Here is a 13,369-nt window from a genome sequence, read left to right as displayed (position 1 = left end):
GTAATAGCTAAGTTTATTAAGTTTACAGAAAAAAATAAATCTATAGTCTATCCTTTATATTTTGAATTATTATAAAATTCTCTTATTCTCTATGAATAGGGGAATTTTTCATGTTATAATATTTTTGGTGATTTAATGAGCATTTTATATAAAAATATTAATTATTTAGATTTAGAAAATGAAAAAATTATTGAAGGTGCCGATATTTTTATTGAGGGAAATTTAATAAAAAAAATCGGAAATAACCTCCAAATAAAGGCAAGCGAGGTCATTGACGGAAACTTTTTACTTATGACTCCTGGTTTTGTAAATGGTCATACTCATCTTGGTATGTCATATTTTAGAAATTATGCTGATGATTTAAAACTTATGGATTGGCTGGAAAATGAAATTTGGCCTATTGAAAATAAGCTTACTGCTGATGATATTTATTGGTCATCTCTTTTATCTATTTGTGAAAATATAAAATCAGGTGTTACAAATTTTTGTGATATGTATTATGAAATGGATAGGGTTTGTGATGCAACAATAATATCAGGCATAAGAGGAACTCTGACAAGAGGTCTAACAGATAATGATGGAAAAGGAAAAGAAAAGCTAAAATCAGTTAGAGAATTGTATAATAATTATCACAATAAGGCTAATGGAAGGATTAAGGTTGTACCTGCACCTCATGCAATTTATACTTGCAGCGAAAATTTTTTAAGAGAAATTTCTGATTTGTCTAAAGATCTTGATGGAATAATAAATATACATCTTTCTGAAACAAAAGGTGAAGTGGAAAATTCTTTAAAAGAACATGGCATGACACCAATTTCCTATGTAAATTCTTTGGGACTTTTGGATAATCATGTGATTGCCGCTCATTGTGTTCATATTACAGATGAGGAAATTTCATTGATTAAGGATAAAAAATTTTATCCCATTTACAACCCAACATCAAATTTGAAGCTTGCTAGTGGTTTTACACCTGTTGAAAAGCTACTTAAAAATAATATTATTATGGGTATTGGAACTGATGGTGATTCTTCTAATAACAGTCAAAATTTACTACAAGATATGCACATTGGGGCTATTGTAAATAAGGCTCGTGAAATGGATGAACAAGCCGTTAAAGCTATTGAAATTTTAAAAATGGCTACAATTAATGGACAAAGGGCATTGGGAATTTCAAAAGCTGGTTTAATCAAAGAAGATTATTTAGCTGATTTGACAATTTTTAATTTAAAATCATCTAATTTTACTCCCAAAAATAATTTGATTAATGCTCTTGTTTATTCTGCAACTGCTGAGGATGTTAGGGATGTACTTTGTGATGGCAAGTTTGTTATGAGAAATAGAGAGCTTGTAAATCTTGATGAAGAAAGGATTAAATTCGAAGTTAATAGACACTTTGAAGAATTGGTTAAAAGATGAGAAAAATAAATAAAAAAGGAATTTTTAGCTTTATAGGTTCTTTTATCATTATATTTGTACTGATAATTTTATTGACAAGAGTTTTTTCTTTAGTTTTTTCCTCTGCTTTTAAGCTTTTTACAAATGAAAAGATATTATTAGAAAATAAAATGATTATTTTATTGTTATCAACTCTTGGTGAGCTTTTGGCAGGCTTAATTTTTCTTAAATTTATTTGGAAAAAATCATTAGCCTATGTTTGGATAAAAAAAGAAAAATCTTTTGCTTATTTTTCCAAAGGATTTTTATTGGGCTTTATTCAGATAAGTATTTTCCTAATAATTAACTTAGCCCTAGCTAATGTATCTTTTAAATCTGTAAATAAAGATATATTAAATATTTATTTTATTTTGTATTTAATTGGATTTATTATCCAATCAACAAGTGAAGAATTTTTAGTTAGAGGACTTTTAATGAAATATCTATCAGAAAAGTTTTCTACAAAAATTGCCTTGTTTGTCCCTGCAATCTTATTTGGTCTTCTTCATTTGGCAAACCCTGGCGTAACACTTGTTTCCACTACAAACACTATGCTTGTTGGTATTTTATATGGAATAATGCTATTAAAAACTGAAAATTTGCTTTTCACCTGTGGGGCTCACAGTGCATGGAATTTTACAATGGGTATAGTTTATGGACTGCCTGTTTCGGGCCTCGGGGATATGAAGCATCTTTTTACTTTTAATTTTATAAATAAAAAGGCTCTTGGAGGAATTTATGGACCTGAAGGGACTTTTCTTGTTTGTATTATTTTGTTTGTAAGTATTTTATATTTTTATTTTTATAAGAAAAGAGGAATAGAAAATGGATAAAAAAATTGTATATAGTGGTATTCAGCCATCTGGTCAACTTACTATAGGTAATTATATTGGAGCTTTGAGAAATTTTATGGGTCTGCAAGATGATTATTTATGTCTTTATTGCATAGCCGATCTTCATGCCATAACTGTCGCCCAAGTGCCAAAGGATTTGAGAAAAAATACCTTAGATTTAATTGCTTTATATCTAGCTTGTGGACTTGACCCTGAAAAATCAATAATATATATTCAATCTCATGTTCCGGCTCATACTGAACTTGCATGGGTTTTAAATACAATGACAGGTCTTGGTCAACTTCAAAGGATGACTCAATTTAAGTCAAAATCTCAAAAAGTAAAAGAAGTTCAAGCTGGTCTTTTAAATTATCCTGTTCTTATGGCTGCTGATATTTTATTATATCAAACTTCCTATGTACCAGTAGGTGAAGACCAAAGACAACATCTTGAAATTACAAGAGATATTGCACAAAGATTTAATCACAGATATTCTGAAACTTTTACAGTTCCTGAAATACTTCCTGCAAAAGTTGGAGGTAGAATAATGTCTTTGCAAGATCCAACTTCAAAAATGTCAAAGTCTGATGCAAATAAAGATGGTTTTATACTACTAATAGAAGATGAAAATCAAACAAGAAAGAAAATTAAAAAAGCTGTAACAGATTCTCTCGGCACTTTCAGATATTGTGATGAACAAAAGGGGCTTAAAAATTTAATAGATATTTACGCATCTTTTTCTAACTTAAAAGCTGATGAAATTGTGGAAAAGTATAAAGATCAAGGTTATGGGGTATTTAAAGATGAATTAGCTGAACTTGTTGTGGATTCTTTAAGACCTATCAGACAGAGATTTAAAGATATAAGAGAAGATAAGTCATATCTTGAAAAAGTCTACAGAGAAGGAGCTGAAAAAGCCTCATATCTTGCAAATAAAACTTTGAGAAAAGTTTACAAAAAAGTTGGTTTTATAGAAAGATAAAATTTTATAATTTAGGTTAATTTTTATAAAAATATCATCTGTATTTTTATTTTTGGTGGTATTTTCAAAAAATCCAACTAGGGTAAGTGTAACTTTTTCTATGGGAATAAAAGGGATTTTTTTCTTATAGTGTATGAAAAGTTTTTTTAAATCATTATTTATTTAATTAATGTTTGACAAAAACATATATTATAATATAATATTTTTAAGTTTTTAATTTAATAAGACTATAAAAAAGAGGGTTGGAATTTTTCTTTTTTAGAGAGACATGGATGGTGAAAATTGTCAAAGAAATTTTTTAATTGTAGCTTTTTTGTCTTGATAGGTGAAATTAAGTAGTCTATCACGCATTTAGCGTTATAAATTTTGAGAGTTTATTTATATAATAAATAAAAATTAAGGTGGTACCGCGTCTTTCGTCCTTAGGGCGAAGGACTTTTTTTATTGAAAGGAGAATTATGAAAGAATTAAGTAAAGTTTACAATCCTAAGGATTTTGAAGAAAATATTTATGATTATTGGATGAAAAATGATTACTTTGTGGCTGAAGTTGATAAGGATAAAAAACCTTATTCTATTGTTATGCCACCGCCAAATGTAACAGGAAATCTTCATATGGGGCATGCTTTAAATGGAACAATTCAAGATATATTGATTCGTGCAAAAAGAATGCAAGGTTATAGTGCCCTTTGGCTTCCAGGAACAGACCACGCATCAATTTCTACTGAGGCTAAAGTTGTTGCAAAAATTAGATCAGAAGGCAAGGAAAAAGAGGATTTAGGCAGAGAAAAATTTTTAGATGAAGCTTGGGCTTGGACTCATGAATATGGCGGAAACATAAAAAAACAATTCAGAAAATTGGGTGCATCTTGCGATTGGACTCGTGAAAGATTTACTCTTGATGAAACTTTGTCTAGGGCTGTAGGTCAAGTTTTTGTTGAACTATATAATAAAGGTTTAATATATCGTGGTTCAAGAATTATTAATTGGTGTCCGTCATGCAAGACTTCTATTTCTGATGCTGAAGTTGACCATATTGAACATGATGGAGAAATTTGGTATTTCACTTATCCTTTTGAAGATGGAAAAGGCGGAATAGAAATTGCCACTACAAGACCAGAAACAATTCCTGGGGACTTGGCAATAGCTGTAAATCCCAATGATGATAGATATAAGGATTTGATTGGTAAAAAAGTAAAAATTCCAGTAATGGATGACAGGTTGATTCCAATAATAGCAGATGAATATGTTGATATGGAATTTGGTTCAGGGGCTGTAAAAATTACTCCATCCCATGACCCCAACGATTTTGAAGTTGGTAAAAGACATGAACTTGGTCAGTTAAAAATTATGACAGATGATGGTCATTTAAATGAAAATGCTGGAAAATATAGCGGCATGGAAAGATTTGCTGCTAGGGAAAAAATAATTGAAGATTTTAAAGAAAAGGGATTTTATATAGGCAAGAAAAAGCACCACAATGCAGTTGGTCATTGCTCAAGATGTAATAGTGTTATTGAACCATTAATTTCTAAGCAATGGTTTGTAAAAATGGAACCACTAGCAAAACCTGCTCTTGAAGCTTATAGAAATGGTGAATTGAATATTGTTCCTCAAAGATTTGGAAAAATTTATGAAAATTGGCTTTTAAATATTCGTGATTGGAATATTTCAAGACAACTTTGGTGGGGACACAGACTTCCTGTGTGGTATGATCAAGATGGAAATTATATAGTTTCCTTAGAAGATCCAAACGGAAAAGAAGAGTATAATAAAAAAACTTTCACTCAAGATGAAGATACACTTGATACATGGTTTTCATCTGCTTTGTGGCCATTTTCAACCCTAGGCTGGCCCCAAAAAACTGAAGATTTAGATTATTTCTTCCCAACAGATGTTTTGGTAACTGGCTACGATATTATTTTCTTCTGGGTTATAAGAATGGTATTTTCTTCTCTTGAACAAATGGGACAACTACCCTTTAAAGATGTACTTTTAAATGGTCTTGTTAGAGATGAATTGGGAAGAAAAATGTCAAAATCTTTAGGTAACGGCATAGACCCACTTGATATTATTGACGAATATGGTGCAGATGCACTTAGATTTACTTTAGTTACAGGAAATACTCCAGGAAATGACATGAGATTTTATATAAAGCGTGTTGAATCATCAAGAAATTTTGCCAACAAGCTTTGGAATGCTACAAGATTTATAATGATGAATTTATCTGATGATATTTCTGATTCTAATTTTCTTATAGATGAACTTCAAGATCAAGATAAGTGGATAATTTCTAAATTAGAAAAGACCATAAAATCAATAACTGAAAAAATTGACAAGTATGAAATTGGACTTGCTGCTGCAGATATTTATGACTTTATTTGGTCAGATTTCTGCGACTGGTATATAGAAATGGTTAAGCCTGTTTTATATTCTGAAGGTCAAAAGACAAATACACAAAAAGTTTTATTATTTGTTTTGGAAAATATTTTAAAACTTCTTCATCCTTTCATGCCTTTTATAACAGAAGAAATTTGGCAAACCCTGCCTCAAAGAAAATCTGCTTTGATTGTTGCTGATTGGCCAAAATATAAGGAAGAATTTAATTTCCAAGCTGAAGAAGATGCGATTGAATATATTGAAAATGCAATCAAAAATATCAGAAACACAAGGTCTAATATGAATATTGAAAATTCAAGAAAGGCTAACACTATAATTTTCACTAAGGATGAAAAGATAAGAGATATTTTCCAAAGAAATCAAGGTCAACTTATAAACCTTGCCTATGCAAAATCTATTACTGTTACAAACGATGAAAGTTTAAAAAATAAGGATCAGGTTACTATAGTACTTGACAAGGCAGAAATTTTACTACCTTTAAAAGATTTGATAGATTTTGATAAGGAGCTTCAAAGACTAGAAAAAGAATTAAAGGATGCTCAATCTGAAATGAAAAGGGCACAAGGAAAGTTAAATAATAAGGGCTTTGTTGAAAAAGCACCTCAAAAATTAGTTGATGAAGAAAAAGCTAAGATTGAAAAATATTCACAAATAATTAAGAAAATTGAGGAAAATATAGGACAGATTAAAAATAGATGATATATAAAAAGCTCATTGATAACATAGAAAATAGGGTAGGTAAATTTAAGTCTAAGGGAAACATCAGAATGATAAAAATTCTTGAGCATTTTGATAATCCTTGTGATTCTATGAAATTTATTCATATTGCAGGAACAAACGGCAAGGGTTCCACATCCTATTTTTTATATGAAATTTTAAAATCTAAGTTCAAGGTGGGGTTATATACCTCACCTGGGCTTACTTCATATAGGGATAGAATTGTTGTAGGAGATTTACGAATTTCTCAGAGTGAATTTCTAAGCATTGGTGAAGAAATCTTAGAAAAAGAAAAGTTAATACTTGACCGATATGGAGAACTTAATAAGTTTGAATTTTTGACAACAATTGCTTTTATTTACTTCAAAAGAAAAAATTGCCAACTTGTAGTTTTAGAGGTTGGAATGGGTGGACGTTGTGATTCCACAAATATTATTAAAGCTGAAAATAAATTAATATCTATAATTACATCAATCTCTTATGACCATATGCAATACTTAGGAAATACTATTGAAGAAATCTCTTCAGAAAAGGCTGGAATAATTTGCCAAAATGCTATAGTTGTAACATCAAATAAGGACAAACAAATCCTAAAAGTCTTGCAAGATGAATGTAAGAAAAAAAATGCAAGTATATATTATTCAAAAGACTTATGTGTAAAAATTTTAAAATCTGATTTGCAAGGGTCAAAATTTATTTTAAATTTAGAAAAAAAAGACTACGAAATTTCTCTAGATCAAATTGGACTATATCAGATAGAAAATGCCATCCTATGCCTTTATAGTCTTTTTATTTTAATAAAAAAAGCTCTTATTGATTTTGATTTTACCAAGGCAACAAAATTAATAAAAGATGCTAAATGGAAGGGCAGAATGGACCTTGTAAGTAAAAATCCAAGAATTTTATTAGATGGAGCTCATAATATTGGTGGCATAAAAAAACTTAGAGATAATCTTAAATTATTTTATTTTGATAAATTATATCTCGTTTCCAGCATTTTAAAGGATAAAGACCATAAAAAAATGCTAGAAGAAATAGGAGAACTTGCAGACCTTTTAATTTTAGTTGATTTAGAAAATAAGTCAAATGAAGATATAGAGATTTTAGAAAAAGAAGCACAAGCTAGTGTAAAAAAAGTAATGTCTAAGTCATCTCTTAAAGAAGCTCTAAATTATATAGGTCCCATGGCAAGACCTGATGATTTAATATTAGTAAGTGGAAGCCTTCAGCTTATAAAAGAGTTTTATATTTTAAAAGAAATGGACGAGCTTAGTTATGATTGAAAAAGAAGAAATTATAAATTACTTAAAAAAAATAGAGAAGAAATTTTCCGCAAATGATTATAACGGTAAAGATTCTAGGGAATTTGAAATTATAGAAGGAAAAGTTCCAATTATGCTATCTGCACCTCATAGTGTAAATCATTTTAGAAATGGGAAAATCAAATATTGTGATTTATTTACAGGTTCAATTTGTCTATATTTGCAAAAAGTTACGGGATGTCATTTAATATATGCACTTAACCAGTCATCATCTGATGCAAATTTTGACAGTGAGGAAAATTCATCATATAAGAGAGCCTTAAAGAAATATATAAAAGAAAATAACATAAAAATTTTATTTGATATTCATGGATGCGATAAGGAAAAAGAATGTGCTGTAGAAATAGGAACAACAGATGATAAAGATTCATCTTTAAATGATTATAAATTTATTAAGGACTTGGTTATTTATACAGTAGAGGATTTTTTTTACAATCACGAAAAAAATAAAGTTTTTGTTAATCAAGTTTTTAAAGCCTCAAATATAAATACTTTAACAAATTATATTCATAGAGAATGCAATATAAGCACCATGCAACTGGAAATAAATAATTTGTTGAGAAATTTATATGATAAAAATAATGAGGACAATGTATTTAATTTAATTGTTTCTTTGGAATATATTATTGGCACATTGGCAAAAGTAGATTGGAATGCAAAAAGTCATAAAGTTTTAAAACTCAACAGGGCAAGAATACATAAGCCACAGGACATAGCTGGACTTGATTATAAGGAATTATTTAAGGAGGAAAATCCTGAGAATTTAAATAAAATTATACCTACATATAATTATGGTATTTCAACATATAAGGGACAAATTGAATTAGTTCATATATATGACAGTAAAGAAATAAATAGTCCCAACAATAATGAAAAAAATTCTAAAAATATTTATCTGACAAATAGGTTTATAGAATTGCTATCTTATAACGGAGTTTTGCAGAAAAATTTTTCAGACTGGAAACAAAGAATTATAGGTATGCCTATTGTTGTTCACTTATATAAAAAGTATGATTTACCTATTGGTGTACCAAAGATTGATAAGATAGCAAATATTTCTTTTTCCCAAGCCTTGTATGATAAATTTCTTGCTTATTCATCGACTTATGATTTTTATGTCTATAATAAATATGTTGGTCTTAAGATGTTAATTGATTATAACAAAGCCAACTATGGAGATAAGGGTAGAATAAGTAGGGAAGGAGTAGCCTTAGAAAGAATAATGATTCCAAGGTATTATAAATTATTGTTAGCTTGTATCAATTATCCTTTTGAATACTTAAGAAAAGAAGAATATCAATTGATGCTTGCCCAGTTAGATGATGAGGTAAAAGATTTATGCTTGAAATATTATAAAAAAATCCCTGGCGACAATTATTATATTGTAAATAACAACTCTTCATTGTCTGATGAGCAGATTTCTAAAATTAGTCAAAGTCAGGAAAATATAGTTAATAATAAGATAGAACTTCTTGTTTTACCCAAGAAAATACAAACAGAAGAAATAAAATTGTCTGTATTGGAAAGTATAAAAAATAAATTTTATAGTTTTTATGTAGGCTATAGTTTTGTTTTTTTAAGGTGTAGCTGGGCAGCAGAAACTGATGATAATTATGGTATAGTCAGAGTATCTTCAAATATTATGATGATTTTAGGGACAGAGGATAATGATAAAATAGATATTTCTTATAATGAAAAAACAATTACTGCAAGAATATTAACTGATGACAATTGTCTTGACTATATTATAGAAATGCCAGCAACAATCAGAAAAAAACTTGACATGAATGGGATAGGATGTATTGTAAAAGTTAAGAGAAATATGGAATATAATTTTAAAAGGCACTCCATTAGCCAAGGGATAACTTTTTTAGGAACAGTAATAACAGTAGCAGAGCTAAATTGCTCTTTATTTATTAAGTTTTTGCTAATTATATTGATATTTCCTTTAATTTTGTGGTGGATTTTTAATGAGGAAAGAATTAAGGTAAAATGATAAAAAAACTAAGAGGATATTTAATTGCTCGATATGATAATATGTGTAATTCCTACACCTGTAAAAGATTAGAACAAGAAGCAAAAAGCCTAAATATTGAAATGAATACAATTGGAGTTTGTGACACAATAATATGTGAAAATAAAATATTACACAAAGCTCATCAATTGAATAAAGTTGATTTTTTAATAAATAGACATAAACATGGACATATAAAAGATAGGTTAAATTCATTAGCAAAAAAATCTTACAATAACCTATCTTCTTTTAATACTTATCTGGATAAATTTTCCCAGTTGGAAAATATTTCTTCACTACATTTCTTAAAACCCAAATATTTTTTGGCAAGTGCAGATAAATCTTTTGAAGAAGTATCTAAAATTTTATCAGATCCTTTTGTGATTAAAGGTTTAGATGGTTCTGAAGGCGACCAAGTTTATCTTATAAAAAGTGAGGAAGATTTAAAAAAAATAAGGACTTTTTATGGCATAGACAAAGAGTTTTTATTTGAAGAATTTATAGAGTCATCTTTTGGTAGAGATATAAGGATGTATGCAATAAAAGGTAAGATTAAGGCTGCAATGTTAAGAAAATCAAACATGGATTTTAGGGCAAACTTTGCCCTAGGTGCTAAGCTAAGCCCCTATGATATAAGCCCTAAAATGGAAAAAATTTCTGAAGATATTTACAAAATTACAGGGCTTGATTTTGTTGGGATTGATTTGTTGTTTGGTAGAGATAATTTTTATTTTTGTGAAGTCAATGTCATGGCTGGTATAAAAGGCATAGAAAAGGCGACAGGAACAAATATTGCAAGGGAAATTTTACTGTCAATAAAGGAAGATTTTAATGAATAGGAAAGAAGCTGAAGATTATATTTTTGCATCATATATGAGATCAGAAAAATTTCAATCCTATAATGACAAGGATAAAAACAAAAGACACCCTGAGCTTACAAAAGAAATTTTAGAAAATTTATCAACTGGTATAAATATTGGGATTACTGGTTCAAAGGGCAAGGGCAGTCTTGCCAATATGCTTAGCCAAATACTTATGGCTAAATTTCGGGTGGGTCTTTTTACAAGCCCTCACATTTTAAAAATTAATGAGAGATTTAAAGTTGATGGCAAAGAGATTTCAGATGAAGATTTTATAAGAATTGTTGAGGACCTAAAAATAGATTTTGATAAAATTGAAAAAAATTTGCCAAAATCTATACCCATAAGCCCTATAGGAATTGAGGCAGCTATTGGTCTAAAATACTTTAAAGAAAAAGACACCCAAATAAATATTATGGAATTTGGTAAGGGCGCTAAGTATGATGATGTCAACAATGTTATTAATAAATACTGTCTTATCAATACAATTTTTTTGGAACACACAAGAGAATTAGGGTCAAGCCTTGAAGAGATTGCAAACGATAAATGTAATATTATAAAAAAGGGACAAATTTTTGCCTACAGTGCAAGTCAAGATAGGCAAGTTCTTAAAATTTTAAAAAATAAGGCAAAAAAAGAAGGCGTAAAAATTAAAGTTTATGGAGAAGATTTTTATGGAGAAAATATTTCCTACAGCTTTGATGGAATGACCTTTGATGGAGTATTTAAGGATAGAAGAATTAAAAATATAAAAATACCTTTGATAGGTCTGCATCAGGTTAAAAACGCTGTGCTTGCACTGGCTTGTGCCATAGATATTTATGAAGGTTTACCAATAGAAGATATTAAGAAAAATCTTTTAGATTTAAAATATCCGGCAAGGTTTGAAATTATTAGTAAAAATCCCTTGATAATTTTAGATGCTTGTATAAATAAAAAAAGTCTTGAACCCATAAAAGAATCTTTGAAAGCTTTGAAAATTGAAGATATCACAAGTATTGTAGGTATTCCTGACGATAAGGATTATTTTGGAGTTGTAAGTGGCGTAAAAGATATATCAAAAAATATTATTCTAACAAAAACATCAAACTCTCATTATGTCTTTACAGATGAGCAAAGGCAAAAACTTTTAGCTAATAAAATTTTTGTTGAAACAAGTCCAGATATTAAAGAAGCACTTAACATGGCAAGAAAATATAAAAGTCCTATTATTATTTTAGGAACAACTTCACTTATAAGTGAAAGTAAAGAATTTTTTAAAACTACAGGATTATCCTAGCACTTGTAGTATCTTTTGACTTTTTTATGACTAAGCTTGTTACTTAAGTTTTTGGATGAGCTTGGAACTTTTTCTTTAGCTAAAAATTTTAAGAAAAATTTGTCAGATTAAATGCTTTAGTAAGTATAAGATAAATAATATTTTTCAAATTTTTATTTTCTTATATAATAATATTAATAATAAAAAAAGAGGTAGAAAATGATTATAAAAAACGCTAGGGTCATTGATCCTTGGCAAAATATTGATAAAATTGCAGATATTCAAATAAAAGATGGTAAGATAAATAAAATTGCAAGTGATTTAACAGATGATAAAGAAATAATTGATGCAAAAAATTTGATTGCTTGTCCTGGACTTGTAGATGTCCATGTGCATTTTAGAGATCCCGGCTTTACTTATAAGGAAGATTTATATTCAGGAACACAGGCTGCAATAGCTGGAGGATATACTTCAGTAGTTTGTATGGCAAACACAAATCCTGTCATGGATTCTCCCGAAAAAGTGAAAGAATTTTACAAGAGGGCAAAGGAATTGCCAATAAATGTTTATACGGTTTCTGCCCTAACAGAAAATTTTGAAGATAATAAACTTGTAGATATGGAGAAACTTTTACAGGAAGGAGCAGTAGGTTTTACTGATGATGGAATTCCCAACAGAAATTCAAAATTAATTTTGCAAGCTATGAAAGAAGCTAAAAGGCTTAATACTTTAATTTCTTTTCACGAGGAGGACCCAAATTTAATTGAAAATAACGGCATAAATCACGGGGAAGTATCTGAAAAATTTAATATTTATGGCTCTCCTTCTCTTTCTGAATCATCATTTATAGCAAGGGATGTTGAATATGCAATAAATACAGGAGCAAAAATTGATATTCAACATATTTCAACAAAAAGAGGTGTGGATCTTATTCGTTATGGAAAATCAAGAGGTGCAAATGTATTTGCAGAAGTTACTCCACATCATTTCACCCTGACAGATAAAGCCCTTTTAAAATATAAACAAATGGCAAAGATGAATCCCCCTCTAAGAACTGAAGAAGATAGACAAGCTATATTAGAAGGAATAAAAGATGGAACTTTAGAACTAATTGCAACAGACCATGCCCCGCATTCACAAGAGGAAAAAAATAGAGAACTAACAAAAGCTCCCTCAGGAATAATTGGACTTGAAACAGCCTTAGGTTTAGGAGTAAGAGAACTGGTTGAAAAAAATATTATAAGTATAAATAAACTTATAGAACTTATGTCAACAAATCCATGCAAAAAATATAATTTACCTGGTGGAACATTAAAAGAAGGTTCACGAGCAGATATTTTAATATTTGATCCCAAAAGAGAGTATAGTATTGAAACTTTCAAGTCAAAATCCTCAAATACACCCTTTAAGGGAGAAAAATTGATAGGAAAAGTAATATATACCATCTCAAAAGGACATATAATTTATATGAATAAAAATTGACAAAAAAGTTACAAAATGGCTAATTTATCGAAAAAACTTGTATAATTGTAGATTATGGTTTATAATTT

Annotated in this window: 9 protein-coding genes; all 9 read left to right on the top strand. The window is 29.1% G+C overall.

Features of this window, described 5'->3' with window-relative positions; translation table 11 throughout:
• Positions 1-135: 135 nt before the first annotated feature.
• The 9 genes from F594_RS0102650 to F594_RS0102610 all read left to right on the top strand — a co-directional run bounded on the left by F594_RS0102650 (position 136) and on the right by F594_RS0102610 (position 13,301).
• Positions 136-1,416, top strand: coding sequence for an amidohydrolase (locus F594_RS0102650; RefSeq protein ID WP_019034443.1), 1,281 nt, complete (start codon positions 136-138; stop codon positions 1,414-1,416).
• Entirely contained in the window at positions 1,413-2,267 is an 855-nt protein-coding gene (locus F594_RS0102645; protein ID WP_019034442.1) for a CPBP family intramembrane glutamic endopeptidase, read from the top strand. Before F594_RS0102650 ends, F594_RS0102645 begins: the two co-directional genes overlap by 4 nt.
• Positions 2,260-3,249, top strand: coding sequence for a tryptophan--tRNA ligase (gene trpS, locus F594_RS0102640; protein WP_019034441.1), 990 nt, complete (start codon positions 2,260-2,262; stop codon positions 3,247-3,249). Before F594_RS0102645 ends, trpS begins: the two co-directional genes overlap by 8 nt.
• Before the next feature lie 458 nt (positions 3,250-3,707).
• The gene (locus tag F594_RS0102635) at positions 3,708-6,347 is read left to right on the top strand and encodes a valine--tRNA ligase (protein ID WP_019034440.1); all 2,640 of its coding nucleotides are present in this window, start codon (positions 3,708-3,710) and stop codon (positions 6,345-6,347) included.
• Positions 6,344-7,648 (top strand): bifunctional folylpolyglutamate synthase/dihydrofolate synthase, encoded by a 1,305-nt coding sequence (locus F594_RS0102630; protein WP_019034439.1) that lies wholly within the window; start codon positions 6,344-6,346, stop codon positions 7,646-7,648. The genes F594_RS0102635 and F594_RS0102630 overlap by 4 nt, the downstream gene beginning before the upstream one ends.
• A complete protein-coding gene (locus F594_RS0102625; RefSeq protein ID WP_019034438.1) occupies positions 7,641-9,683 on the top strand; it encodes a hypothetical protein in 2,043 nt (680 codons plus the stop codon). The genes F594_RS0102630 and F594_RS0102625 overlap by 8 nt, the downstream gene beginning before the upstream one ends.
• Complete coding sequence (locus F594_RS0102620; protein ID WP_019034437.1) at positions 9,680-10,540, top strand: ATP-grasp domain-containing protein; 861 nt, start codon at positions 9,680-9,682, stop codon at positions 10,538-10,540. The genes F594_RS0102625 and F594_RS0102620 overlap by 4 nt, the downstream gene beginning before the upstream one ends.
• Positions 10,533-11,840: a bifunctional folylpolyglutamate synthase/dihydrofolate synthase gene (locus F594_RS0102615; protein ID WP_019034436.1), complete on the top strand. Its 1,308-nt coding sequence runs from the start codon at positions 10,533-10,535 to the stop codon at positions 11,838-11,840. Before F594_RS0102620 ends, F594_RS0102615 begins: the two co-directional genes overlap by 8 nt.
• Before the next feature lie 198 nt (positions 11,841-12,038).
• Entirely contained in the window at positions 12,039-13,301 is a 1,263-nt protein-coding gene (locus F594_RS0102610) for a dihydroorotase (RefSeq protein WP_019034435.1), read from the top strand.
• Positions 13,302-13,369: the final 68 nt, after the last annotated feature.

It is taken from the genome of Peptoniphilus lacrimalis DSM 7455 (assembly GCF_000378725.1).
GTDB lineage: Bacteria > Bacillota > Clostridia > Tissierellales > Peptoniphilaceae > Peptoniphilus_A > Peptoniphilus_A lacrimalis.
Note: the sequence above shows the minus strand (reverse complement) of the source record. Positions and strands in the feature narration are given on the sequence as shown.